The organism is Pseudomonas edaphica (assembly GCF_965277385.1).
In the GTDB taxonomy this organism is placed as follows: domain Bacteria; phylum Pseudomonadota; class Gammaproteobacteria; order Pseudomonadales; family Pseudomonadaceae; genus Aquipseudomonas; species Aquipseudomonas edaphica.
In genome coordinates this window covers 178,494-203,106 of record NZ_OZ255725.1, presented here as the reverse complement: position 1 = coordinate 203,106, position 24,613 = coordinate 178,494, and the positions used below count along the sequence as shown (strand labels likewise).

The 24,613-nt window shown below is 62.4% G+C and carries 20 protein-coding genes; 2 read left to right on the top strand and 18 right to left on the bottom strand.

Going from position 1 to position 24,613, the window contains the following annotated elements; translation table 11 throughout:
* Positions 1-59 precede the first annotated feature (59 nt).
* The 5 genes from dapA to ACQY47_RS00950 form a co-directional block, all read right to left on the bottom strand.
* Positions 60-911, bottom strand: a complete 852-nt coding sequence (gene dapA / locus ACQY47_RS00970) for a 4-hydroxy-tetrahydrodipicolinate synthase (RefSeq protein WP_428554779.1) — start codon at positions 909-911, stop codon at positions 60-62.
* A 284-nt stretch (positions 912-1,195) separates the two neighbouring features.
* Positions 1,196-2,170 carry an alpha/beta hydrolase gene (locus tag ACQY47_RS00965; protein WP_428554776.1) on the bottom strand — a complete coding sequence of 325 codons (975 nt, stop codon included), beginning with the start codon at positions 2,168-2,170 and terminating at the stop codon, positions 1,196-1,198.
* A gap of 163 nt (positions 2,171-2,333) precedes the next feature.
* The gene (locus tag ACQY47_RS00960; protein ID WP_428554773.1) at positions 2,334-2,813 is read right to left on the bottom strand and encodes a VOC family protein; all 480 of its coding nucleotides are present in this window, start codon (positions 2,811-2,813) and stop codon (positions 2,334-2,336) included.
* A 47-nt stretch (positions 2,814-2,860) separates the two neighbouring features.
* On the bottom strand, positions 2,861-3,262 hold the full coding sequence (locus tag ACQY47_RS00955) for an ester cyclase (RefSeq protein ID WP_428554770.1): 402 nt from the start codon (positions 3,260-3,262) through the stop codon (positions 2,861-2,863).
* A 39-nt stretch (positions 3,263-3,301) separates the two neighbouring features.
* Positions 3,302-3,922, bottom strand: a complete 621-nt coding sequence (locus tag ACQY47_RS00950) for a LysE family translocator (RefSeq protein WP_395599765.1) — start codon at positions 3,920-3,922, stop codon at positions 3,302-3,304.
* A 250-nt stretch (positions 3,923-4,172) separates the two neighbouring features.
* On the opposite strand from ACQY47_RS00950, the gene ACQY47_RS00945 reads away from it, so the two are divergent.
* Entirely contained in the window at positions 4,173-4,661 is a 489-nt protein-coding gene (locus tag ACQY47_RS00945) for a DUF2867 domain-containing protein (RefSeq protein ID WP_428554766.1), read from the top strand.
* Between the two features lie 245 nt (positions 4,662-4,906).
* Positions 4,907-5,887, top strand: coding sequence for a ketopantoate reductase family protein (locus ACQY47_RS00940; protein ID WP_428554763.1), 981 nt, complete (start codon positions 4,907-4,909; stop codon positions 5,885-5,887).
* A gap of 24 nt (positions 5,888-5,911) precedes the next feature.
* Here the strand turns inward: ACQY47_RS00940 and ACQY47_RS00935 are convergent, their stop codons facing one another.
* From ACQY47_RS00935 to treZ, 13 genes are all read right to left on the bottom strand, one after another.
* Complete coding sequence (locus ACQY47_RS00935; RefSeq protein ID WP_428557404.1) at positions 5,912-6,616, bottom strand: methyl-accepting chemotaxis protein; 705 nt, start codon at positions 6,614-6,616, stop codon at positions 5,912-5,914.
* 937 nt (positions 6,617-7,553) lie between these two features.
* Positions 7,554-8,573 (bottom strand): alpha/beta fold hydrolase, encoded by a 1,020-nt coding sequence (locus tag ACQY47_RS00930; RefSeq protein ID WP_428554760.1) that lies wholly within the window; start codon positions 8,571-8,573, stop codon positions 7,554-7,556.
* A 139-nt stretch (positions 8,574-8,712) separates the two neighbouring features.
* Entirely contained in the window at positions 8,713-11,262 is a 2,550-nt protein-coding gene (locus tag ACQY47_RS00925) for an autotransporter outer membrane beta-barrel domain-containing protein (RefSeq protein WP_428554757.1), read from the bottom strand.
* Positions 11,263-11,506: 244 nt separating this feature from the next.
* Positions 11,507-12,268, bottom strand: a complete 762-nt coding sequence (locus ACQY47_RS00920) for a PIG-L deacetylase family protein (protein WP_428554754.1) — start codon at positions 12,266-12,268, stop codon at positions 11,507-11,509.
* A 177-nt stretch (positions 12,269-12,445) separates the two neighbouring features.
* Positions 12,446-13,105, bottom strand: a complete 660-nt coding sequence (locus tag ACQY47_RS00915) for a glycosyltransferase (RefSeq protein WP_099549661.1) — start codon at positions 13,103-13,105, stop codon at positions 12,446-12,448.
* Positions 13,102-13,701: an SAM-dependent methyltransferase gene (locus tag ACQY47_RS00910; protein WP_177033199.1), complete on the bottom strand. Its 600-nt coding sequence runs from the start codon at positions 13,699-13,701 to the stop codon at positions 13,102-13,104. Before ACQY47_RS00910 ends, ACQY47_RS00915 begins: the two co-directional genes overlap by 4 nt.
* Positions 13,698-14,456, bottom strand: coding sequence for a PIG-L deacetylase family protein (locus ACQY47_RS00905; RefSeq protein ID WP_428554749.1), 759 nt, complete (start codon positions 14,454-14,456; stop codon positions 13,698-13,700). Before ACQY47_RS00905 ends, ACQY47_RS00910 begins: the two co-directional genes overlap by 4 nt.
* Positions 14,453-15,451, bottom strand: coding sequence for an acyl-CoA dehydrogenase family protein (locus ACQY47_RS00900; protein WP_428554746.1), 999 nt, complete (start codon positions 15,449-15,451; stop codon positions 14,453-14,455). The genes ACQY47_RS00905 and ACQY47_RS00900 overlap by 4 nt, the downstream gene beginning before the upstream one ends.
* Position 15,452: 1 nt before the next feature.
* Entirely contained in the window at positions 15,453-17,612 is a 2,160-nt protein-coding gene (gene glgX / locus ACQY47_RS00895; protein WP_428554743.1) for a glycogen debranching protein GlgX, read from the bottom strand.
* A 123-nt stretch (positions 17,613-17,735) separates the two neighbouring features.
* Positions 17,736-18,005 carry a DUF2934 domain-containing protein gene (locus tag ACQY47_RS00890; RefSeq protein WP_017138916.1) on the bottom strand — a complete coding sequence of 90 codons (270 nt, stop codon included), beginning with the start codon at positions 18,003-18,005 and terminating at the stop codon, positions 17,736-17,738.
* Between the two features lie 24 nt (positions 18,006-18,029).
* Positions 18,030-20,786, bottom strand: coding sequence for a malto-oligosyltrehalose synthase (locus ACQY47_RS00885; protein ID WP_428554739.1), 2,757 nt, complete (start codon positions 20,784-20,786; stop codon positions 18,030-18,032).
* A complete protein-coding gene (malQ, locus tag ACQY47_RS00880) occupies positions 20,783-22,867 on the bottom strand; it encodes a 4-alpha-glucanotransferase (RefSeq protein WP_099549667.1) in 2,085 nt (694 codons plus the stop codon). The genes ACQY47_RS00885 and malQ overlap by 4 nt, the downstream gene beginning before the upstream one ends.
* The gene (gene treZ / locus ACQY47_RS00875; protein ID WP_428554735.1) at positions 22,864-24,609 is read right to left on the bottom strand and encodes a malto-oligosyltrehalose trehalohydrolase; all 1,746 of its coding nucleotides are present in this window, start codon (positions 24,607-24,609) and stop codon (positions 22,864-22,866) included. Before treZ ends, malQ begins: the two co-directional genes overlap by 4 nt.
* Positions 24,610-24,613 lie beyond the last annotated feature (4 nt).

Genomic DNA, 24,613 nt, shown 5'->3' with positions numbered 1-24,613 from the left:
GGTCGCAACCGGGCGGTCCGTTGGATGTCTTTTTTTGGCGCATGAACCCGACAGGGCGTTTACAGCAGCGCGCCCAACGCCTGTTGTACGCGCGCACTGGCAGCTTGCATCGGCGCGCGCAGTTCGCTGCCGATCAAGCCCTGCAACGCCAACCCAGCCTTCACCGGTGCCGGGTTGGGCTCCATGAACATCGTGTTGATCAGTGGCAATAACGTGAAAAACGTCGCCCTGGCCTCGGCCAATTGGTTATCGCGCACTTGCTGGCACAGCGCCACAAAGGCCTCGGTATGCAGATGCGCCGAGGCCGCAATCGCGCCACTGGCGCCCAGGCACAGCGCGTTAAAAATCTGGACGTCTTCGCCGCACAACACATTCACGTCACCACTGGCCAGCAACGCCAGGGTATTGGCCAGGTTGCCGCCACAATCTTTGATCGCGCTGATTCGCGGGTGTTTGACGATGCTCAACAACGTGGCCTGCTCAAAGGTCACGCCGGTGCGGTAGGGAATGTCGTAGAGCACAATCGGCACGCTGGAGGCATCCGCCACCGTGCGGAAAAACGCCTCAAGGCCAGCCTGGGAAGGGCGGATATAGCTGGGCGCGGGCACCAGCAGACCGGCTACCGGGCGCTGGAGAATTTCGCTTTGAAAGTGCAGCAGTTCTATCTGGTTGTTGCCTGCCAGCCCCATCACCACCTGCTGCGCGGGCACCCATTGCAGCACGGCATCGAGCACGGCGAGCTGCTCCTGACGGCTCAACGACGCGGCTTCGCCCGTGGTGGTGCAGACCATGATCCCGGCGACGTGTTTTTCCAGCAGGTGACTGACCAGCCGGTGCAGGCCGATAAAGTCGATGGCGCCATCCTGAAACGGCGTGACTATGGGAACCCAGATACCTTGAAACGATGACATGCACTTTCTCCTGATGGTTGACCGCTAAAGTCACCGTCAGAAGGGCAGAGGGATTGTGCAGAAGGAGGAGGGGGCCGCCGCGCTCAATGTCCTGTCAGCTCATCTGACGGGACAGCGCGCCCCGGTCACATGAGCGACTGTTTCTTCGATTTAAGGGCGTGCGCCACGCAACCTTGCGCCTTGGCAATCAAGCCAATGGCACAAAGGTTAACGAAAGACGTTGCTGACATGCGCTGGCACACCCTGAATAAGATCTCCATCTTCAGGGGATGTGACTGAATATGTCAACTCCGCCGAAGGTGCTCGCGCACAAATGCGGCGACCTCGGCTGCCAGTTCCGCATCTTCCGGTGCGCCCATGAAGCCCCCATGGGGCATGGCCTCGAACACATGCAGCAGCGCCGGCACCTGCGCCTGGCGCAAGGCGCGGTGCATGCGCACGGTGTTGGACAGGAACAGATCCCGTGTACCGCTTTGCAGGAAGGTCGGCGGGAAGCCGGCCAAATCACCAAACAGGGGCGACAGGTACTGGTGGGACAAATCCGCGCCATTGGCATACAGCAGATTGGTGCTCATCAGCGGCATGGGCAGAACCACGTCGACGCCTCGGTTGACGTGGAAACTGTCGCCGGATTCGGTCAGGTCGACCTCCGGCGAGAGCAGCACCAGCGCCGCTGGCATTGGTAACCCTTCGTCACGGGCGCGCAAGACCATTGCCGCCGCCAGGTTACCGCCTGCCGAACGGCCGCCAATCACGATGTGCTCAGGCGCATGGTGCTTGAGTACATGGCGGTAGGTGGCCACGCAGTCATCGAGCGCCGCCGGGTACGGGTGATCAGGCGGCATGCGGTAATCAATGCCGTAGCACATCAGGTTGTGCAGGTCGGCCTGCTTGCCGGCGGCAATACGGCAGTTTTCGCCGCCACCGAACACCAGTGCGCCGCCGTGCAGATCGATGTAGGCAAAGGGCGTGTGGCCCGGCGGTGTGGCCACGTGCACGGTGGCGCTTTCTACTGTGATGGTGTGCAGGCTGGCGCGCAGGGCGTCCGCCTGCCCGACATTGGCGCTGGTGTAGTTCTGGTCGACGACGGCTTGCAGCTGGCGCCAGCCATCGTGGTCGTGCGGCGCGGGCATGCTGTGCAGTGCGTTCAACGGCACGCCATCAGCCCCGACCAGGCGCTGGAGTGTCGCCTGGGCTGGGGCGCTGATCGAGCTTGGGACCGGGATGGTGCGCGGTTCAAGTTTTACGCCATGGTTCATGGGCCTGAGACTCGTGTTCGACGACTGAGGCCGCAAGAATGCCAGACTGCGGGCGGGTGTGGGAGCGGGCTTGCTCGCGAAAAGCGGTGGGTCAGTCAATATCTGCCTGTCTGAAAGATTGCATTCGCGAGCAAGCCCGCTTCCACACGGGTCTGTGTTGCGTTCAACGCCCAGCTATCGCAGCTTCGATGGCGGCCACGTCGATCCTGGTCATGGTCATCATCGCATCGAACGCACGCTTGGCGATGGCCGGGTCGGCATGCGTCACCGCCGCAGACAAGACGCGCGGGGTGATCTGCCAGGACACGCCCCATTTGTCCTTGCACCAGCCGCAAGCGCTGGCCTGGCCGCCGTTGTCGATAATGGCATTCCAATAGCGGTCGGTTTCGGCCTGGTCGTCCGTCGCCACCTGAAACGAAAACGCCTCGCTGTGCGGGAACGCCGGGCCACCATTCAGGCCCAGGCAGGGAATGCCCAGCACGCTGAAGTCGACGGTTAACACATCGCCTTGCTTGCCCGCCGGAAAGTCGCCGGGGGCGTGATGCACGGCCGTCACAGCGCTGTTCGGGAACGTCCGGGCGTAGAAAGTGGCCGCCTCCAGGGCGGTGCCGTTGTACCAGAGGCAGAGGGTGTTTTTGTTCATCTTGGGTCTCCACGGGGTGGTTGGGTGTAGAGAGTCTAGACGGTCGATCAAGGTTTATCGGGTGTCAGCTGTTGGGCTATCGCGGCTTTGTCGATGACCGACCAGACCTGCGCAATTTTCCCGTCGCGGCACTCGTAGAACACGTTTTCATCGAAGCTCACCGTCCTGCCATTGATCGGCAGCCCGAAGAACTCGCCTCTGGGGCTGACGTTGAAATTCAACCGGCTGGCGATGGTAGGCGGGTCGGCTACCAGCAGTTGGATGCGAAACACCAGGTCCGGGATCTCACGAAAGTCGCGTTCCAGCATCGCGCGGTAGCCTGCCAGGCCGACGGCGGTGGCGTTGTAGGTCACCTGCGGGTGGACGAAGTGGCCCAGGTGCTCCCAGTCCTGGCGGTTGAGGCAGTCGATGTAGCCTTGGTAAAAGTCGGCGAGTTCGATTCGGGTCATGTCGCGTTTTCCCTGTTCGTTGAGTGCGCAGGCTTGTCCTCACGCCCTGCGCGCCATCAACAACACCGCCGCCGCCGCCGATAACAGCCCGGCGCAGCAGCGATTGAATAAGCGCTTGCCGCTGGGTTCGGCAAACCAGCGGCGCATGTGCGTGCCCATGTAGGCGTAGGCGCTGATCGCTATCCATTCTAAACCCAGGAACATCCCACCCAGCAGCGCGAATTGGGGGGTGATCGGTTGGCCGGGTACCACGAATTGCGGGAGGAACGCGGTGAAGATCAGGATGGCTTTCGGGTTGCCGGCTGCCACCAGGAACTCCTGACGTGCCAAGGCCCACAATCCCACCTTGTCTGTCGCTGATTCAGCTTCTTTCTGCGGGTTAGCCCGCCAAAGCTGAAATGCCAGATAAAACAGATACGCCGCACCGAGAATCTTGATCCCGTAGAACAGCAGCTCCGAAGTCTGCAGCACCACCGCCAAGCCGGCAGAGGCGAGGGCAATCATGCCGGCAAAGGCCAGCAAACGGCCAATACCCGCAAGGCAAGAAGTGCGATAGCCATAGCGCGTGGAGTTGCTCACGGACAGCAGGTTGTTGGGGCCGGGCGCCATGTTCAGGGCGAAGCAGGCGGGCAAGAATAGGGCGAGGGTGGCGAGGTCCATGGCGGCTCTGGGTGGGGGCGGATGGAAGCGTTGAGGATAAATGCAGTTGAGGCGCTTGAGCAATTAGCACGTGAACCCCAACGCGCGTGGGGCACAATCAAGAAGGCAGCCCGTGAGGTCAGGTTTATCTTGGCTTACCACGATACCCAGCCTGTCCCGCGCTTTACTTGAGTTGCGGTGCAAAATAACCTGCGCCCTTCAGGCATCGCCCTGTTTCATCACAAACCGCGTTTTTCAGGGAGAAAATCAGTTGGTTACCACGAACATTGTTCACACGCTGGGTGCACCGACAGCGCTTGATTACTACGACCGCAGGTCGGTTGTGTTGCCCGTTGATATCACTGCACTGGCGGCGTGGAACATCATGACCGCCGAACCTGGGATGTTCATGCGGTTGGCCTTTCGAATCCGCGACCGGATTTCTTCGTTGTTCGGTGTGAAACGCATCGGTGGGTTCTCGGGCTCGCCGCGAATCAGCGTACAAGCGGGCGAGCGACTGGATTTTTTCCTGGTAGAACACAGCGCCCCGGACGTGTTGGTGCTGACCGAGCGCGACCGGCACCTGGATGTGATGATTTGTCTGTCGATCACTGATCGGGTGTTTACGATTACCTCATCGGTGCTTACCCATAACACCTTTGGGCGTCTGTACATGTTGCCGGTGGGGCCGGCGCACAAGCTGATCGTCAACAGCAACCTGAGGCGACTGAAACGCACGCTGGATGCGCTGCAAAAGTAACCTGTGGCGAGCAGGCTTGCCCTGCGTTGGGCTGCGTAGCAGCCCCTGCCTTGCTAACTGACTAACCGCGTTGCCTGAAGTGGGGCGGCTTCGCCACCCAGCGCGGGGCAAGCCCGCTCGCCACAGAGGCTATGTTTGCCTTGGCTGATGGGTGTGAGCCAAGTGCGGCTGCTTTTTCAATGAGACGGGCTTGTTCCGGCCTGTTTAGCCAGTATTCTGTTCCACTCCCTCAGTGAGGTTTACCCATGCGCGTCACGGTCGTAGGTGCTGGAGCAATCGGTGGTTTCCTGGCGTGCAAATTGTTCGCCGCCGGCCACGACGTCAGCGTGATCGCGCGTGGCGAAACACTCGCCGCCATTGGCGAGCATGGGCTGAAGCTGCACACGGGCGATGAGGTGTTGGTTGCCCCGCTGAAAGCGACCTGCGCACCTGAAGAGCTTGGCATTCAGGAGATGGTCATATTTGCCGTCAAGGCGCCGGCAATGCCCAGTGTGGTGGAACAGGCCAAGGCGCTGATTGGCCCGCAAACCCTGGTTATTCCTGCACTCAACGGCTTGCCCTGGTGGTATTTCCTGCAGTCGGCAGGCGCTTTGGCGGGTATGCGTCTTGAGGCTGTCGACCCCGGTGGCGTGATAGAAAAGGCTGTGCCCGTTGCAGCCGTTGTCGGTTGCGTTGTATTTGCCTCATGTACCGTGCTGAGCCCCGGTGTGATCAAGCACATGTCCGGAAGCCGAATGGTGTTCGGTGAGCCGGCCGGTGGTAATAGCGCGCGCGTAGATGCAACCACCGAGGCTTTTCGTAAGGCAGGTTTTGATGCCCACGCCCACGCCAATGTGCACGAAGAAATATGGTTGAAGCTGCTGGGCAATGCCTGCTTCAACCCGGTCAGCCTGTTGGTGGGCTGCGCAACCGATGAGTTGATCGACGACCCATTCCTGCACGCACTGTTCATCGGCATGATGGATGAGTTGCTGGATTTGGGACGCACACTGGGCATCGCGCCTCAGATTGATTCCGCGCAACGCATTGCGATCACCCGCAAGCTCGGCAAGGTGAAAACCTCGATGCTGCAAGACGTTGAGGGGCACAAACCGGTGGAGATCGAGGCCATCCTTGGCACGCTTGTTTCAGTGGCTGATCGCATCGGGGCACCGATACCTCGCACGCGCACCGTGTATGCCTTGGCGCGCATGCGGGCTAAAAACCTGGGGATTTTGCCAGGCTGAGCCATCCTCACGTTGAGGCGTTTTTCAGGGGTGAAACCTGCGCCCCAACGCATCCAGCCTTACCGCAATCGGCGGCAACTGCTCACTGCTGCGCGCGAGGGTTTCCACATCATCCGCGGTGTTTTGTGCAATGTTCTGCACGGACTGCAGGCGCCCGACGATCTCCAGGTTGGCCGAGGTTTGTTCGCGGGTGGTCATCACGATTCGCCCGTTCAGCTCGTCGATATGCGCGATGTCGGCGCCCACGGCCTGCAACATGTCCACCGCCAGTTGGCTGTCCTCCACACAACGCGCTACACCTGCCTGGCTGTCGTGCATTGCCTCGACGGCCTGGCGGCTGCCGTGTTGCAGGCCTTCGATGATCTGTTTGATTTCCTGGGTGGAGACGGCGGTGCGTTGCGCCAGGCTGCGGACCTCATCGGCGACCACCGCAAAACCCCGGCCTTGCTCGCCGGCGCGGGCGGCTTCGATGGCGGCGTTGAGCGCCAGCAGGTTGGTCTGGTTGGCGATGCTGTTGATCACTTCGAGTACCGAGCCAATCTGCTCGGCCTGGGTGGCCAGGCCTTGTACAGTGTGGTTGGTGCCGTCGATGCGTGAGGCCAGTTGGGTGATTTCATGTTGGGCACGGCCGACGCTTTGCTGGCCGCGCACGATCTGTTCGCGGGCCTGGCCTGCGTATTCCACCGCGTGTTCGACGTGCTGGGTGATATGGGCCGTGGCGTCTTCCATGCGCTGCATGGAGCCGGTCATCTGGTTGATTTCCGTCAACTGATGGCGTGCGCCGGTTTCCAGGGTGCCGCTGGCGCTGGCCAATGCCTGGCCGAGTTGGCCGAGACCGTGGGAGTCACGGGTCACGCCATCGATCAGGTGGGTGATCTGCTGCAGGAAGTGGTCGAAACGCTTGGCCAGGGACACGTGCACCTTGCCTTCACCCTGGGCGGTTTCAACGGTGAGCTGGGAGGTCACGGCGAGCATTTTTTCCAGCATCTCCTGGCTTTCGACCGCCTCGGCCTGGCTATGAATGGCGAGGTAGAGCAGGGCGACCGTCTCCATCACAACGTAGAAGGCGTGCACGAACACCATGTTCCAGCCGCCATGATGGTCCATCACAAATACCGGGAAACCTTGATGCTGCAACGCGTGAAACACCACGTGGTGGACGGCGATGGTCAGCGCCGCGACGAGGATCGGCAGCCAGTCGCGGTAAAACGTCAGCACCGCCAGCAGCGCGAAGATACCGAAGTGCGCTTCGATCAAGCCCTGCGCCTGGTTAATCTGCAGCGCCGCCATGACCATCAGGCCGGCGCCCAGCAAACAACGCATCACACGGGTGCCACCGAGGGCGCGATAGAGCAGGGTGAGCACCGCGCTGGCGCCGCCGCCGACGATCACCGCTTGCAGCCAGGTGTCGTGCCAGAAGGCCAGGCCCAGGGAGAATAGAAACATCAGCCAGATCAACGCCAGCATGATGCGGTCGGCTTTGCGGTAGTGCTCCAGGAAGCGGGCGCGTTCGGGCATTCACTCTTACTCCATGTGGTCGAGCCAGGAACAAAGCATGCGGCGTGCCATGACGGCTCGCAAAAGGAACGCCAAAGGGCGGCGCCAGAAGCGTATCGGCATTCCTTTGGGCGACTTTAGGCACGGCTGCCAAGCAGTTCATGTCGCTTCACAGGCGATCGGCGTCCACTATGGCCTTGGCAAACGCCGCCGGCGCTTCTTGCGGCAGGTTATGGCCGATGCCGCCGCTCACCAGACGAAACTGGTACTTGCCGGTAAAGCGTTTGGCGTAGTCCTCAGGTAACGGGTGCGGCGCACCGTTGGCGTCGCCTTCAAGCGTGATAGTCGGCACGCCAATGCTCGGCGACTGCGCGAGTGTTTGCTCCAGGGCAGCGTATTGCGCTTCGCCCTGTACCAGGCCCAGGCGCCAGCGGTAGTTGAAGACGGTGATGGCCACGTGATCGGGGTTGTCCAGGCCTTTGGCGCTGCGTTCGAAGGTGGCCTCGTCAAAGGCCCACTTCGGCGAGGCGGTCTGCCAGATCAGCTTGGCGAAATCGTGGGTGCTTTTCTGGTAGCCGGCGGCGCCGCGTTCGGTGGCGAAGTAGAACTGGTACCACCACTGCAACTCAGCTTTGGGTGGCAGCGGGTTCTTACCGGCGGCCTGGTTGCCGATCAGGTAGCCACTGACTGACACCAATGCCTTGACCCGTTCCGGCCACAGCGCCGAGACGATATCTGCTGAGCGCGCGCCCCAGTCGTAACCGCCCAGCACCGCTTGATTGATCTTCAGCGCATCCATGAAATCGATCACGTCCCGAGCCAGCGCCGCCGGTTCACCGTTACGCAAGGTTTTATCCGACAGAAAACGCGTGTCGCCATAACCCCGCGCATAGGGGACCAACACGCGGTAGCCCTTGGCGGCCAACAGCGGTGCGACGTTGGCGTAGCTGTCGATATCGTAGGGCCAGCCATGCAACAGGATCACCACTTGGCCATTGGCCGGGCCGACCTCGGCGTAGGCCACATCCAGCAGGCCGGCCTTGATGTGCTTGAGCGTCCCGAACGCTGATTGATGCTGCGGTGCCGGGGTTTGCGGTTCGGGCATCTCGGCATGGGCCATGCCCATGGCCGCGAATGGCAACAGGGCGAAAGCCAGGAAAAGTGGGTGGCGTTTCAACTGAGCGTGCATGGCGAGCCTCCTGGGGCTTGATGTGTGCCGGGTGCTCAGTTGAACGTCGTGCTGTATCGGCTGTGTTTCAGCAAGTGCCATGGGTTAAACGTTGTGTATCGCAACGGGCCCTGGATACAGTGCGATACACATACGCGGATCAGAAATCCATTCGAAGCCCCAGCGTGCCTTGGCGGCCGTTGAGGGCATTGCTGTCCAGGCTGCGGTTAAAGCCCAGTTGGCCGTACAGGCTGATGCCTTGGGCAACGGTCAAGGTGGCGCCGACGTTGAGGTCCAGCGTGGTCGACTTTTGCTCGGTGTTTATGTCGGTAGCATCATCGAACCTTACGGTGTTGGTGCCGGCGCGGGCATGCCAGACGTTGGCACGCACGTATGGCTGCAGGGGCATACCACTCACCTCATAGCTGCCACGCAAGCGGGCACCCAGGCGGGTGGTGACATGCGTGTCAGCGTCGTAGGAGACGGCGGAGATTCGGTCGTTCTGGCTGTCCAGCCGCGTGCGGTCGACGATGAGCTGGGCTTGTGGCTCCAGTTCCCATTGGGCACTCACAGTAAAAGGCCAGCCCGCTTCGGCGGACGCCAATGCATTGCTGCCTTTGGTTTTCATCTTGATGCCCCGGTCGGACTCGTTGTTGCCGGTGAAGCGGGTGCCCATTACCACCAGGTCCAGATAGGCGCGGTTGGCGCCGATCAGTGTCCAGTAGGCGCCCAGGCTGTCGCCGCGCAAGGTCAGGCGGCCTGCGTCCTTGTCTTGGAAGCCACCGTTGAAACCCTTGACGTCGCCTTGCAGGCGGCTGTGGCCCACAAAGAAGCCAAGCCGGTGAGTCTGGCCGCTGTCCGTGGTGGTGGCGTACAGGTCGCTGCCCACCTGGAAGGCCGACACTGAGCTGTCCAACGTCGGGCTGACCGTGCCGGCAAAGCTCTGGCGACTGTTGCCGCCGAACACGCGGGCCCAGCCCGTTGGAAACACCCCAGTCCGTTGCTGCAAGCTCTGATCGCCCTGGCGCTCGTGGTAAGTGCCCAGCATGCCTTGGACGATGTGCTCGGCGGCCTCAAAGAGCACCGAATACGCCGGCACTTCGGCGCGGTAGAGGGGGATAGCGGCGCTGCCCGAGCTTGGCGGCAGTGCCGGTGTGCCAGGCGCAGGGGCGGGCGCGGTTATCACCGCACCCGGCGCGGGGATGGCAGGCACGGTGGAGCGCAGGTAGTAATTTTGCTCGGTACCCGCGGTCACGCCGCCTTTAAACAAGTGATAGTCAAACGCACCGGCAGACGCGGGGCCTGCCAGCGAGAAAGCACCGACGCCGCTGGTGGCGCCCTGGGTTGCCTGCACCACCTCAATGCCATCCTGCACGGTCAGCGCACCTGTACCGCCCAGGTTCGTGACGTTGATCGCCGTAGTGCCCCGAAGGGTGCCTTGACTGACCACCAGTTTGTCGCTGGGTGAATTATCGGCGCCCAGCATCGTTTGCAGCGCGAGTTGGCCACCCGTGCCCGTGTAATTGCCGTTGACGGTCAAACTGTCGGCGGCGCTGGAACTGCCGGTGGTCATGTCGATCAGGCCAGCGTTGTTCAAGGTTGCCAATTGCCCGGACGTGAAGGGCGCGAGAGTGCCCGTTGTGACGATCAATCTGCTCGTTGCATCGATGCTCATTGCGCCGGTACCGGTATCGCTGCCTCCCAATACGAATGTGCCACCCAGTGTCAGGGCTGACCCATTGATCATAGACACCTGCTCCCAGCCGGTGTAGCGGCTCGGGACGCTGGTTTGCGTTGCGTCAAAGGTGAGGGTGTCGTTACCCACGCCGCCGTCCAGTTGGGGGGTGGCGGCCAGCAAGGTTTCGCGGAGGTTTTTCAGCAGGGCAGAATCATCATCGGCACCCATGAGAATTGCCCCGTTGATTGTTCCCCCGTCGGTCCAAATGAACTGATCGGCGCCGAAGCTCGTGAGGATTTGGCCGTTGACCCTGCCACCGCTGACCTGGATCAAATCCACGCCGGCGCTGGTGCTGATGTTGCCGCCGATGGTGCTGGTGCCCGAGACGAGAATGGTGTCCCTGCCAAGCCCTGTGACAAGGTTGTCGACGATGGTGCCGCCGCGCATATCGAAGACGTTGTTATCGAGTTTCATGTCGACCCGGCCGATGGTGCCGCCGGTCATCAATGCTTGATCGCCGTCTTCAAAGGCGCCCTTGATGGTGCCACCACTCATAACGAATGTGTCATGGCCGTCGCCTTGGGCCAGTGACTCGACAGTGCCATCGCGCATGACAAAACTGTCAATGCCCCCGCCCTGGATGATCGCCCCCGCGTGCCCACCGTTGATCTGCACCAGATCCACACCATCGCCCTGGGTAATGGACCCCGTGACCGCGCCCAGCGTCAGACGAAACGTATTCGCACCGTCGCCCTGGTGCAGCATCCCATTGATTGCCGCTGTCGCACCGTTGATGTCAACCAGATCGTTGCCGGCCCCCAAGGTGACATCACCGTTGAGGGAGCCGCTGCCGCTGAGGTTCAGCGTGTTGTTGCCGGCGGTGTCGGTAAAGCCCGGCGCGGCGCCGCTGTTGCAGGTCGAGGTGTCATTGCCGGCGGTAATGTTGATCGTGCAGGCGCCAAGCGACGGCAGCGGCCACACCGCCATCAACGTGATACCCAGGTAAGTCAGAAAAACTGGCAGTGTGTGCATGACGGCTCCTTGTCCGAAGGAAGTTCCCGCACCTGAGCAATCAGGTGCGGTTCAAGCCATGGGAAGGTAGAGCACGATACGGAGCAGGCACGACGGGTTGCCTGTTCTACGAAAACACCGGCGAATGCAAGGGGTTGGCATGGCTTTCTCGACTGCACATCAAGTTGTGCAGGCTTTTTGCACCTTAGTCGCAGAGTGAGCCGGGTGCTACTGTGAGAACTGACAGGTACAGGCGAGTGCTGGCCTAGGCAAACACGATCTCATAGGGCTCACGCATCCGCTCCAGCAACTCCTGGGCAAGCATGGGCGCCAGGCCGATCTCCGGGTCGCCGACCAATTGGCTGGCATACGCATGGGCGGCGTGAAGCTTGCGCGCAACGCTCCAGCTGTCCAGGCGCACCTTGCGCGCGCGATGCCAGGGGATCACCGAGCCTTCACGCAGCGCCCAATGCCAGGCCCATATCGGCAGTTCATACAGGCGCGCGCCGGTGAGCTGGCAGGCTTTGGCGCTGGCTCGGCCGACGGCGTCATGGTCGTCCTTGCCGTCGTGGCGCCAAGTGGTAAACACCACGTCGCCCGGTTGCAGATAGCGCGCAATGAACTGGCTCATGGGCTGTTCGCGGGCGGCCAGGGCGTCGTCGCAAAAGCCGCCGCGAATCCACTTAAGGCTGTGCAGCGGCATCCCCAGGCGCCGCAGCGCTTCAGCGCTTTCCTGCGGGCGGATCACACTCAGCCGGCTTGCCGGCCAGGCATTCGAGCCTGGGTGGCTGGCGCTGCCATCGGTGATCGAGATCAGTTGCAGTGGGTGGTCGAGGGTGCTGAGCAGTTGCAATAATCCGCCACACGCCAACACCTCATCGCCGGGGTGAGGCGCGATGACCACCACGCGCGCACCGCGTGGCACCAGGGAAGAGGGCTTGATAAAGGGGATTTGCGCCAACTGTGGCGCACTGTTCCAGATTTGCGCAGGGCCGCGACGGCCCTCGCTTAATGAGGCAGATTTCATCGGTGTCACGTCCTTGTCGAATGATGCCGGGTCGTACCCCGTTGACGGGACGACGCTCTTGTACTCAGCACAGGCTCCGCTGCGATGAACTGCGGCCATCCAACCCTGGATGACCAGCAAGGCGATTTCAGCATAGTCAAGGATTCGGCGTTTTTACATCGTGCAGGGTCGAAATATTCAGGTGGCCTGCATCAAACTCTTCAAGTAATCACCAAAACCGCCTTGGGCACGGCAGTCCAGGCGTGCGCTGGTAATTACCTGTGGCGTATGACTCCAGGCGATTGAAGCGCCGCAGCGCTCCAGGTTGCGCACCAGTTGCACATCTTCGTGGCAGGCCAACGGTTCGAATCCGCCGGACTGCACATACGCCCCGGCACTCACGCCCAGGTTGGCACCGTGAATATGGCGATGGCCGTCGCGAGCCTCATAGGCTTGGGTGTAGCGGATTTGGGCTGCCACGCCGAAGCCTTCGCTCCAGTCGTCCACCGTCACTGTGCCGCACACAGCATCGGCGCCCAAGGCCAGTTGCGCCACCAACCAGTCGGGGGCGACACGGCTGTCGGCGTCGGTGCACGAAATCCAGCGTGCGCCCTGGTTTAACAAGTGCCGCGCACCCACTCCGCGCACCTGCCCGACGTTACGTGCCTGCACGTGTAAACACTGCACCGGATACGCCTGGGCAATCGCCGCACTGCCATCGCTGCAGCTGTCGAGCACGGCCAGGATCTGCACAGGCTCACCCAGCAAATCAGGGTGGCTGGCGGCAATCATCGCGGCTTTGAGGCACTCGCCCAACAGCGCTTCTTCGTTATGCACCGGGATTAGAATGCCGATCATCGCAAGCCCTCATGGGTGGCGACTGAGGTGCCGTCACGGCTCCACAGGTCGAGTAGAAAGTCACTGTCGTGATGCTGGACGAGGTGGGCCATGCCCAGGCGTTGCGCGAGCATTTCGTGCACCTGTTCGGCCGTTTGCGGGCAGCCATCAATGCGCGGGCGCCAGTGGCAGGCGAGCAGTTGGCCGTTGTCGGTCAGCGCATTCAGGGCACAGTCGATCAAGCGCTGTAAATCCTCGGCATCGAGGTAGTAGCAGAGTTCGCTCAACACAATCAGTTCGAACTGGCCGGGCGGCCATTCCTCAGGCAAACGGCTTTGATGAACCTGGGCGTGGCTGAACCCCCGCAATCGGGTTTGCGCCAGCGTTACGGCAGCGGCGGCCGTGTCGCAACACACCAGGCGCTCGCAGCGCGGCGCCAATTCGGCACTCAGCTCGCCGTTGGCGCAGCCGGGTTCAAAAATCGAGCGATAGCGGGGCCGTGTCAGCACCGCCAGGGTGAGTGCGCGTTTACGCTGTTCGTACCAGCGCTGGCGAAAGGCCCAAGGGTCGTCATTACCGGCGAACAGTTGATCAAAATAGGGTGTGGCCACACTCATACAAACACCACTTCAAAAGGTTGCAGCAAACGCTCCACCACATAGGGTGCCAGCACCGGTGCCAGACCCACTTGCGGGTCGCCTTCAAGTTGGCTGGCAAAGGCGTGAATGGCATGCCGTTTGCGCGCCACCGCTTCAGGTGTCAGCGCGATTTTGCGTGCACGTTGCCATGGCACCTGGCTGTCTTCGGGCGTTGCCCAATGCCAGGTCCAAACGGGCAGTTCGTACAGGGTTGCACCTACCGCCTGCGCCGCTTTGGCGCTGGCGCGGCCAACGGCTTCATGGTCGCAATGCCCGTCTTCGCGCCAGGTGGTGAACACCACATCGGTGGGCTTGAGATACCGCTCTATGAACGCGCTCAACTCATCTTCACGGGCCGCCACCTGGCTGTCGGCAAAGCCTGCGCGCAGCCACTGCAAACTGTGCATTGGCAGGCCGAGACGGTGCAGGGCCTGGGCCGACTCCTGCGGGCGCACGATGCTCAAGCGCTCGACCGGCCAACGCCTGGAGCCTGGGTGGCTGGCGCTGCCGTCGGTGACGGAAATCAGTTGGATCTGCCGGTCGAGCAAGACCAGGCCTTGCAGCAGGCCGCCGCAGCCCAGCACTTCGTCGTCCGGGTGCGGAGCAATAATAACGGCGCGATGCCCCGCGGGCACCAACTGCTCGACACTGATTTGCGGCAATTGGGCCATATGGGCTGAACCCTGCCATTGATGCAACGGCGTGCCCTGGCCAACGATCGGGTTGAGTTTCATAACAGCCACCTACCTGTGGGGTCGTCCGCAACCAGCTTTCCCAGCGCCGCCAGGTCACGCTCGGCGTGGCTTTGACGTACATATACGGGTAAGTCCGCCATCAATTGGGCGAAATGCGGATCTTTGCAGTAAGGCCCGGCACCCACCGCGCGCCCGACGTGATGAATGACCTGCTCGACGGTATCCTCGACGCACGCCCGTGCCTGTTGGGCCAGTTGCCGCGCATTGGCGCGAGGGTGGCGGTCAATCTGCTCAGCACCGTCGCGCAGTACACAGGCGGCGCTGTTGAGCACGCTGTCGACCGCGCCCAAGTGCGCCAGCGCATGCTGTTCGGGACGCTGGCTGCAATGCACACGCAGCACCTCAGCCAGACGTTGCGCACCGCCATACCAGCACGCGGCGATACCGACGCCGCCGTGCCAGAAGCCAGGCCGTGACAGGTAGTCGCCCGGCTCGCCAACTGCGATGCCGCGGGCCTCATCAAAGATGATTTCGACACTGCCGGTGGCCGCCATGCCCACGGCTTTCCAGCCTTCGTGGGTGACGGTGACGCCGGGCTGGTCCATCTCGACCGCCACCAACTGTTGGCGGTCGTTTTCGTCCCAGGCGGTCAGCAAGCCATGGCTGACCACCGCTGCACCGGAACACCAGGCTTTACGCCCATCGACGATCAAGCGCTGGCCGTCGCGGCGTACGCGTACCTTGGCCGTCGGCGGTTCGGCGGCCCACATGCCCCAAACACTGCCCACGGGCGGCAAGGGGCTGTCGAGCTCGGCGATGATCGCCAGGGCGTCGGTGTGACCCTCGAACAGCTTGCACAGGCGCAGGTCATGACCTGCCACCTGCGCCAACCGGCTGAAGCGTTCCAACGTCTGGCCGCTGCCAGGTAATGGCAGTTGGTCCAGGCCTTCTTCCTGAAGCGCCTTCAGTGCAACGCCCAGCGCCTGCGTGTCGGCGTAGCTGCGGTTGCCTTGAAGGAATCCATGCAGAGCCATCTCACACCTCGTCGTCGCGTTGCAATTCGAACAGCAGCAGTGAGCGTCCGGTCACCGCGTACTCGTGCTCGAAGTCAAAACGCTCCTGACCGCGCACTGCGGGGGCGTTGGTATCGAGCATGCAGGTCCAGAACTCACCCTGGGGCACCGGCGGCAGGCGGAAATTCACCATGTCGTGGTGGGCATTGACCACCAGCAACAGGGTCGCATCACCCCCAGCGCGACGAATCCCGGTTTCCTGGGCGCGGCCATCCATCAGCATGCCCAGGCAGCGGCCATGGCTGTCTTGCCACTGTTCGGTGCTCATCTCGTTGCCATCCGGCGCCAGCCAGGTGACGTCTTTTACGCCGAGGTCTTCGTTGTAGTCGCCCACCAGGAAACGCCCACGGCGCAGAATCGGGTAGGCCAGGCGCAATTTGATCAGGCGTTTGACGAACTTGAGCAGTGCCTTGCCGTCGTCGTCCAGGTCCCAGTTGACCCAGCCGATCTCGCTGTCCTGGCAATAGGCATTGTTGTTGCCGTGCTGGGTGCGCGCGAACTCGTCACCGGCCACGATCATCGGTGTGCCTTGGGCCAGCAGCAGCGTGGCGAAGAAATTGCGCATCTGGCGCAGGCGCAGGGCGTTGATTTCCGGGTCTTCGGTGGGGCCTTCGACGCCGTGGTTCCAGGACAGGTTGTTGTTGCTGCCGTCCTGGTTGTTTTCGTCGTTGGCCTCGTTGTGCTTGTCGTTGTACGACACCAGATCGTGCAGGGTGAAACCATCGTGGGCAGTGATGAAGTTCACCGAGCTGTAGGGCCTGCGCCCACGGTGGTTGAACATCTCGCCCGAGGCGGTCATGCGCCCGGCAAAGTCCGCCAACTGGCCGTCATCGCCTTTCCAGAAGGCGCGCACGGTGTCGCGGAAGCGGTCGTTCCATTCCACCCAGCCGGGTGGGAAGTTGCCCACTTGGTAGCCGCCCGGGCCACAGTCCCAGGGTTCGGCAATCATTTTCAGCTGGCGCAGCACCGGGTCCTGGCGGCAGGCCACAAGGAAGCTGTGGCGCTCGTCGAAACCGTCGCGGTAGCGCCCCAGAATGGTCGCCAGGTCAAAGCGGAAGCCGTCCACGTGCATTTCGGTGGCCCAGTAGCGCAGGGAGTCGGTGACCATTTGCAGCACGCAGGGGTGGCTCAAGTCCAGGGTATTGCCGGTGCCGGAATCGTTGATGTAGAAGCGCTTGTCGTCGGGCATCAGCCGGTAGTACGAGGCGTTGTCGATGCCGCGCATCGACAGGGTAGGGCCGCGCTCGTTGCCCTCGGCGGTATGGTTGTAGACCACATCAAGGATCACCTCGAGCTTCTGCTCATGCAGGTGCGCGACCATCTCCTTGAACTCGGCGATCTTGCCGCTGGCCAGGTAACGCGGGTCAGGCGCAAAGAACGCGATGCTGTTGTAGCCCCAATAGTTGGTCATGCCTTTTTGCAGCAGGTGCTGGTCGTTGACGAAGGCATGCACCGGCAGCAGTTCGACGGATGACACGCCGAGCTGGCGAATATGTTTGAGCACGTCATCTTCCATCAGCCCGGCACAGGTGCCGCGCACCGACTCGCCCACTGACGGGTGACGCATGCTGATGCCACGCAGATGGGTTTCGTAGATGATCGTGCGGTCCCACGGCACCCGTACCGGCTGGTCGTTGCCCCAGGTGTGCGCAGGGTCGATGACCTTGCACTTGGGCACAAAGGGCGCGCTGTCGCGCTCGTCAAAACTGAGGTCGTCGTCCGGGTGGCCGATGGTGTAGCCGAACAGTGCCTCGGACCATTTGAGTTCACCCACCAGCTGTTTGGCATACGGGTCGATCAGCAATTTGTTGTGGTTGAAGCGGTGACCATTGGCCGGGTCATACGCACCGTACACGCGGTAGCCGTAAATCAGCCCGGGGTGGGCGTCGGGCAGGTAGCCGTGGAAGGTTTCGTCGGTGTATTCGGGCAGTTCGATACGTTCAAGCTCGACCTCGCCGGTATCATCGAACAGGCACAGCTCGACCTTGGTGGCATTGGCTGAGAACAGCGCAAAGTTGACACCCAGGCCATCCCAGGTGGCGCCTAGAGGGAAGGGCAAACCTTCACGAATCCGCGACGGCTCGTTTTCCAGCGTGGCTGGGTTGTTATCGGGTTTGCTCATTAAATTGCTCCTGCAAGGGTCTTTTTCGGGCCAAGCGCTACCGTGCCGACGGTTGCTCAGCTGGCGCACTGAAAAGTAAAAAGGGCCTCCTGGCGACAGTGTCGGCAGGAGGCGCGTGGGCTGTTAAGGCTTGGGCTTTTTCGGCGCCGCAGGCTTTTTGGCCGCTGGCGGTGCGGGCTTGCTGGCCGCCGGGGCCGGCGGCTTGGCTTTTGGCGCAGGCTTGGGAGCGGTCTTGGGTTTGGCCGCAGCTTTGGGTTTGCTTGGGGTCAGCGCTTCGGCTTCGGCTAATTTACGCGCCATCTCCCAGTGGCGTGCATCTTCACCGTGGGGCTTGCCTTCGGATTCCCAGATCTGATGCGCCAACTCGCGTATGCGTTTGTCTTCAGTACTCATTACAATACTCCTCACAGAAAATTTTCAGCTTTCTTGATCATCGGGATTGATAAAGACATTGACCGGGAAATCCCCCAGGGCAGCGCTGATCAACAGCTCCTTGTTTGGTGTGACTGCGCCTGTATGAAAAAGTCCCTTCCAGTTTTGTGTTGTGGTGGCGAACGGTAATTTCACCCGCGTATCGCCCCAAACCTGCGCATTGATATGGGGTTGTTCACCGTTTTCCAGCAGGCGATGGGGCCAGCGTGGCACCACCACCAGCAGGTGTTTGCCTTGATACGTGCGGCAAAATGCGACGACGTGATCGGCGTGTTTGCCTACCACTTCCAGCGGCGTGTAGCTGCCGCGTTGGAAGCGTTCGGCGTTGGCCTTGCGCACGGCCAGCACCTGGGCAATCAGCGCCTGTTTGATACGCCCGTCGCGCCAATGGGACAACAGCTCGCCGACGTCCGGCGGTGTGTTCAACGCCTGCTGCCGTGCGTTGAAGTCCACCGGGCGGCGGTTGTCCGGGTCTACCAGGCTGAAGTCCCAGAACTCATCGCCGTGGTACAAATCCGGTACACCCGGCACGGTGATACGAAGCAAGGATTGCGCCAGGCCGTTCAGTGCGCCCGCCGGGGCGATGGCCTGGGCGGCGCTGCCGATGGCCTTGCGTAACGGGGTGCCGGCATCGCTGAGCAACAGGCGTGACAGGAAGGCATCGACCGCCTGTTCATAGGCTTCGTTGGGCGCGCTCCAACTGCTTTGCAACTTGGCTTCGCGCAGGGCTTTTTGCTGCCATTGCCACAGGCGTTGCTGGTAACCCTGCATGTCCGGGTTGCTATCCAGCGGCCAACTGCCGAGCAGCACTTGGTAAAGGATCAGTTCATCGCCCGCCGACGGGCTGTGTGCATCGTCGCGCAACGGTGCGGCGAGGCGGCGCCAATGCTCGACTTGTTCGACGTACCACGGTGCGCATTCACTCAGTACCGCCAGGCGCGCTCGCGTGTCTTCGCCGCGCTTGTGGTCGTGAGTGGCGGTGGCCAGCAGGTTGTCGGGGAAGGTCTGCAAACGCTGCTGGTTAGTCGCGTGAAAATCCGCCAGCGGTGCACTGAACTGTTCGGTGCTGAAGCCCACATCGTTACGCGACAGCAGCACCGCCGAGCGGTAGAAGGCGGTGTCTTCCACGGCCTTGGCCGCCGCCGGCGACGTGAGCTGCTGGAAGCGCACGCAGGCATGCTTGAGCATCTTGCGTTCACGCCCGACCGGGCGGTTGCGCCACGGCTGGCCGCCCAGCCATTTTTTCAGGTGGTCGAGCACCGGCCAGTCGCCTTCGCCCAAGGTGCTGCGAGCACCGGCCAAGGCTTGCAGGAAAAACACATCATCGTGCGCACTGCGCCCACGGGCACTGATATAAGTGCGGTACACCGGGAAGTGCACGATCAGCTCCTGCAAGGCACGGCGGATTGCGCCCAGGGTCAGGTCGCGGGTCATCACGTCGTCGCGGGCCACTTGCAGCAGGGCCTGGGCCACACTCTCGAAGTCACCGGCCAGGGAACCGTTGAGAATCTGCTGGCGGGCCAGCCAGGCTTCTTCGATAAAGGCAGCAGGCCGTTCACTGTGGCGCGTCCACAGCTCCGCCAACGGCGCAAAGCCCGTCGGGTCGTGTTGCAACAGCGACAGCTGGTTCATGAATTCATAGCCGGTGGTGCCGTCTACCTGCCAGTCTTCGCGCAGGGTTTCGCCTTCACCGAGGATTTTTTCTACGAAGATCGGCAAATGCCGGTTGGGCGAAAGGGAATCCACGCGCCTGCGCAACTTGCGGCAATACCCGCGTGGGTCAGCCAACCCGTCGATATGGTCGATGCGCAAGCCGTCCACCAGCCCTTGGCTGATCAGTTCGAAAATCTTGCCGTGGGTGGCTTCGAACACGGCGCTGCGTTCTACGCGCAGGCCGCCGAGTTCGTTGACGTCGAAGAAGCGCCGCCAGTTGATATCGTCCGCTGCGGTGCGCCAACTGGCCAGCCGATAAACCTGTTGTTCCAGCAAGGCGTGCAAGTGATTGAAGCCGTCCGGCTGGCGCCCGTCAAATTCGGCCAGCCGGCGTTCGATGGCGTGCAGCACCGAGGCTTCGGTGGCCCGTTCGGCCAGCACGTGTTTGAGCCAGCCGGCTTCGGTGTAGGCGTCATCCTGGTAGGCAAGGGCGCTGAAACGCTCGGCCAGGGGCTTCAACAATTCATCGCCGCCCAGAATCATGGCGTAGTCACGCGGGCAAATCGGGAAGCGGTGCTCGTAATGCTCGACGTAAAAACCGCCCTGCACGGCATCGAACTTGAGCGCCAGGTTGCCGCTTTGCAGCGCTTCACCGTAGTCGCTGCCCAGAAACGGCATCAGTAACTGACCCTTGAGCAGCGGGTCCGGCGAGTGCCACTGGATATCGAAAAACTCACTGTAGGGACTCAGGCGGCCCCATTCCAAGAGGTCCAGCCACCACGGGTTGTCTGCACCGCCGACGGCCATATGGTTGGAGACAATATCGAGGATCAGCCCCATCCCATGCTCACGCAGTGCCGCAACCAGCCTGTGCAAGGCCGGCTCGCCGCCAAGCTCGGGGTTGACGCGGGTCGGGTCAACCACATCGTAGCCGTGCATGGAACCGGCGCGGGCGGCCAGCAGCGGCGAGGCATACAGGTGGCTGATGCCCAGTTGGGCGAAGTAGGGCACCAGGGGCACGGCATCATCCAGGGTGAAGCCTTTGTGAAATTGCAGGCGCTGGGTCGCGCGCAGGGGTAATGCGTTCATCGGTCACGCTCATGGGCCTGGTTGCGCGCCACGGCCAGCAGCTCTAGGCGGCGGGCGGCGCTGTCGTTGTCGAGCAGGCTGGCGGCCTCACCCGGCAGGCGGCGGCGCCAATTGGGGTGGGTGTCGGTGGTGCCGGGCAGGTTGGCTTGTTCCTCGATGCCCAGCGCGTCTTCCAGCGGCAACAGCACCAACGGCGCGCGGGTGTGGCCCAGGTAGCGCACGCTGGCGTCGAGCATATGGTCGGTGTCATTGCGGATTTCATCGACGAAGTTCTGCGGGTCCTGGCTCAAGGCCTGGCGCAGCGCCTGGCGTTCGCGCAGGCGGTGCTCGCTCCATTGCTCCACGGTGGGCGCATCGATCAGGCCCAGCTGGATATTCCATTCGATATCGCGGCTGTGCCACCAGCCGTTGAGGGTTGGCAAGTCGTGGGTGCTGGTGGTAGCCAGGGCGTTGTCCGGCCAGTCGAGGATCGGCTTGAAGTGGCCGTCGTGGTTTTGTTCAAAGAGTAAGACGCGCATGCCCAGGATCGAGCGGCCGCTGAGTTTTTCGCGCAGGCCATCGGGCACGGTGCCCAGGTCTTCACCGAGCACGATGGCCTGGTGGCGGTGGGATTCCAGCGCCAGCAGGCGCAGCAGGTCATCCACCGGGTAGTACAAATACGCGCCTTCGCGCGGCGTAGCGTCCATGGGGATGACCCACAGGCGTTGCAGGCCCATCACATGGTCAATGCGCAGGCCGCCGGCGTGGGCGAAGTTGGCCCGCAGCATCTCGATAAAGGCGCGAAAACCATTTCGCTTGAGGCCTTCGGGGGAAAACGCCGAGATGCCCCAGCCTTGACCCGCGCGGTTGAGAATGTCCGGTGGCGCGCCGACGGTAAGGTTGGCGAGTAGCTCGTCCTGCCGGCTCCACGCCTGGCTGCCGCCGCCATCGGCACCGACCGCCAGGTCTGCGATCAGGCCGATGCCCATGCCGCTGCCACGCGCGGCTTGTTGCGCGCGCTCCAGGCTGCGTGCGATCAGCCATTGGCAGAAGGCAAAATAGCCGATCTCATTCGTATGGTCGGCGGCAAATTGCGTCAGCGCCGGGCTCTGAGGCGAGCGCCATGCTTCGGGCCAGTGGCGCCAGTCGAGGTCTTCACCGGCGGCGGCACGCAAGGCTTGCACGGCTTCAAAGCGACAGTGGTTCTCCAGGGCTTCGCCGCCGGCCTGGCGAAAGCTCAGGAAGTCGGCGTGTTGCGGGTGCTGGCCGTGGCGGAAATCTTCATACAAGGCACGCAACAGGCGCTGCTTGGCGCGGGCGGCGGTGGGCCAGTCGATCAAGGTGAGCTGTTCCAGGGCGTGCAGCTCATCCGTAAGGTCCAGTGCCTCGATGGCGTTGCGCACTTCGCGCTCGCCAAGGATGCAGGCGGGCGAGGCATACAGGCTGTTGAGGAACAGGCGGCTGGAAGGTGAGTAGGGGCTGTAGCGCTCGGTGTCGGCGCTGAACATCGCATGCATCGGGCTGATGGCCAAGGCATCGGCGCCGCGTTCGGCGGCGCTGCGGGCCAGGTGCTCCAATGCCAGGGTGTCACCGAAGCCGCCGTCACCCAGGCGGCGCAGTGCATACAGCTGCGCACTCAGGCCCCAGGCGCGGGCCGGTTGGCTGTCGACCGCTTCAGCGACGCTGTAGCAATGGGTAGGGGCCACGGCCAGGGTGAAGGTTTGGTCGTCGATATGCACCTGGTGATAACCCAGCGCGATTACGCCGGGCAGTTCGGCATTGCCGTCCAGGCGCAATTCCAGGGTTTCGCCCTGTTCCAGGCTGACGCGGCACGGTGTGTCCGGGGCGAAGTAATGCGCGAGGTCCAGACCCACGCCGGTGTCCACGGTCATCAGCGGTGGCAGGTGCTTGTCTTGTTGCACCCGTTCCATTTCGAGCAGGCTGGCATTGATCTCGGCGTCAGTATCGGCCGGGTGGCCCAGGCCTTTGAGGACGGCACGCAAGGCGGCGGGTTCGACATGTTGCGGGCGGCCGTTTGCGTCGATCCAATCGACGGCCAGGCCCGCGCGGCTGGCGAGTATTTCCAGGTTCGCTTCGCTCAAGGGTGATCTCCAACAGGGGATAAGGCGACGCGTGCGCTGAACGGCGCCAGTTGCGCGCCTTCATGGGCAGACGTCTCGAATAGCAGGTGCGGCGGCGCCGGGTGATCCAGCGGCGTGGCACCCAGGTTCAGGTCAATCTGCAACAGGCTGCCGTTGCCCAGGCGCCAGCGCGCGGTGACGGCGCCGTCGGCCAGTACCTGCGCGCCCAGGGCCACGCTGCCGGGCAAGTGCGGCACGATGTGCCGATGGCGCAGGCTCAGCAACTGACGGTAAAGCTGCGCGTGTTCGTTCTCGGTGAAGCGGGGCGCCGACTGTAGGAAAGTCGGCAGCGCATTCGGGTCGGGGATCTGTTCGCGCCGCTCAGGGTCTTTAAACGCGGCGAAATCGGCAAATTCGTTGCGTCGGCCTTCGCGCACGGCTTCGGCCAGCTCACCGTGATGATCGGTGAAAAACAGGAACGGCTGCTCGGCGTTGACTTCATCGCCCATAAACATCAGCGGAATCATCGGCGACATCAGCAGTAAGGTGGTGGCCGCCTTCAACGCCTGGGGCGAGCACAGTTGGTGCAGGCGCTCGCCCAAGGCGCGGTTGCCGACCTGGTCGTGGTTTTGCAAAAACGCCACGAAGGCGCTGGGTGGCAGATCACCACTGGGTTCGCCGCGCGCATGGCCGTGACGGGTGGTGTGGCCTTGGTAGATAAAACCTTCGCCCAGGCAGCGCGCGAGCTTCTCGGTGGGGTCTTGTGCGAAGTCGCTGTAATACGCATCCGTTTCGCCCGTGAGCAGTACGTGCAGTACGTTATGGAAGTCGTCATTCCACTGCGCATCAAAGTCGTGCTTGAGCAGGCGGGCCTGGTTGAGTTCGTTTTCCAGCACCAGCCACACGTGCCGGCCGGTGTCCACCTGCTGACGTACCCGTTGCGCAAGTTCCTTGAGGAAACCGGGGTTGTCGATGGCGTGGACCGCGTCCAGGCGCAGGCCGTCGAAGCGGTACTCGAGCAACCACATCAGTGCGTTGTCGAGGAAAAAGTCGCGCACCTCACAGCGATCAAAATCAATCCCGGCGCCCCACGGCGTGTGCACGTCTTCTTCAAAGAAGCCTTGGGCGTACTGGCCCAGGTAATTGCCATCGGGGCCGAAGTGGTTGTAGACCACATCCAGGATCACCGCCAAACCGTGTTCGTGGGCACTGTCGATCAGGGCCTTGAGTTGTTCGGGGGAGCCATAGGAGGCTTGCGGGGCGTAGGGCAGAACCCCGTCGTAGCCCCAATTGCGCTCGCCGGGAAATTGCGCCAGCGGCATCAGTTCAATGGCGGTCACGCCCAGTTCGGCCAGGCGTGGCAGGTGCTTTTGCACGCCGGCATAGCCACCCAGTGCGCCCACATGCAGTTCGTAGATCACCGCCTCATGCCAAGGGCGCCCTTGCCACTGGCTGTGTCGCCATTCGTAGGCGAGGGGGTCGACGACCACGCTCCAGCCGTGCACGTCGAGTGCCTGGGCCCGGGATGCCGGGTCCGGCACGTCCTGTTCGCCATCAATGTTGTAGCGGTAACAAGTGCCCGCCGGGCACTCGGTTTCTACCTCGAACCAGCCATCTGCCTGGGGCAGCATGGCGATGGACTTGCCGTCTTGCAATTCAACGCTGACATAAAACGCGTCTGGCGCCCACAAGGCAAAACGCGTGTGTTGCGCGTCCAGCATGATTGCGCCGTGGGGCCAGGTTTCCAGAGTCCGTGACGGCATCTAT

What these genes read in the sequence shown, in the direction of transcription:
- dapA (WP_428554779.1), bottom strand. Translation starts at nt 911, where the DNA reads ATGTCATCGTTTCAAGGTATCTGGGTTCCCATAGTCACGCCGTTTCAG.
- ACQY47_RS00965 (WP_428554776.1), bottom strand. Translation starts at nt 2,170, where the DNA reads ATGAACCATGGCGTAAAACTTGAACCGCGCACCATCCCGGTCCCAAGC.
- ACQY47_RS00960 (WP_428554773.1), bottom strand. Translation starts at nt 2,813, where the DNA reads ATGAACAAAAACACCCTCTGCCTCTGGTACAACGGCACCGCCCTGGAG.
- ACQY47_RS00955 (WP_428554770.1), bottom strand. Translation starts at nt 3,262, where the DNA reads ATGACCCGAATCGAACTCGCCGACTTTTACCAAGGCTACATCGACTGC.
- ACQY47_RS00950 (WP_395599765.1), bottom strand. Translation starts at nt 3,922, where the DNA reads ATGGACCTCGCCACCCTCGCCCTATTCTTGCCCGCCTGCTTCGCCCTG.
- ACQY47_RS00940 (WP_428554763.1), top strand. Translation starts at nt 4,907, where the DNA reads ATGCGCGTCACGGTCGTAGGTGCTGGAGCAATCGGTGGTTTCCTGGCG.
- ACQY47_RS00935 (WP_428557404.1), bottom strand. Translation starts at nt 6,616, where the DNA reads ATGGAAGACGCCACGGCCCATATCACCCAGCACGTCGAACACGCGGTG.
- ACQY47_RS00930 (WP_428554760.1), bottom strand. Translation starts at nt 8,573, where the DNA reads ATGCACGCTCAGTTGAAACGCCACCCACTTTTCCTGGCTTTCGCCCTG.
- ACQY47_RS00925 (WP_428554757.1), bottom strand. Translation starts at nt 11,262, where the DNA reads ATGCACACACTGCCAGTTTTTCTGACTTACCTGGGTATCACGTTGATG.
- ACQY47_RS00920 (WP_428554754.1), bottom strand. Translation starts at nt 12,268, where the DNA reads ATGAAATCTGCCTCATTAAGCGAGGGCCGTCGCGGCCCTGCGCAAATC.
- ACQY47_RS00915 (WP_099549661.1), bottom strand. Translation starts at nt 13,105, where the DNA reads ATGATCGGCATTCTAATCCCGGTGCATAACGAAGAAGCGCTGTTGGGC.
- ACQY47_RS00910 (WP_177033199.1), bottom strand. Translation starts at nt 13,701, where the DNA reads ATGAGTGTGGCCACACCCTATTTTGATCAACTGTTCGCCGGTAATGAC.
- ACQY47_RS00905 (WP_428554749.1), bottom strand. Translation starts at nt 14,456, where the DNA reads ATGAAACTCAACCCGATCGTTGGCCAGGGCACGCCGTTGCATCAATGG.
- ACQY47_RS00900 (WP_428554746.1), bottom strand. Translation starts at nt 15,451, where the DNA reads ATGGCTCTGCATGGATTCCTTCAAGGCAACCGCAGCTACGCCGACACG.
- glgX (WP_428554743.1), bottom strand. Translation starts at nt 17,612, where the DNA reads ATGAGCAAACCCGATAACAACCCAGCCACGCTGGAAAACGAGCCGTCG.
- ACQY47_RS00890 (WP_017138916.1), bottom strand. Translation starts at nt 18,005, where the DNA reads ATGAGTACTGAAGACAAACGCATACGCGAGTTGGCGCATCAGATCTGG.
- ACQY47_RS00885 (WP_428554739.1), bottom strand. Translation starts at nt 20,786, where the DNA reads ATGAACGCATTACCCCTGCGCGCGACCCAGCGCCTGCAATTTCACAAA.
- treZ (WP_428554735.1), bottom strand. Translation starts at nt 24,609, where the DNA reads ATGCCGTCACGGACTCTGGAAACCTGGCCCCACGGCGCAATCATGCTG.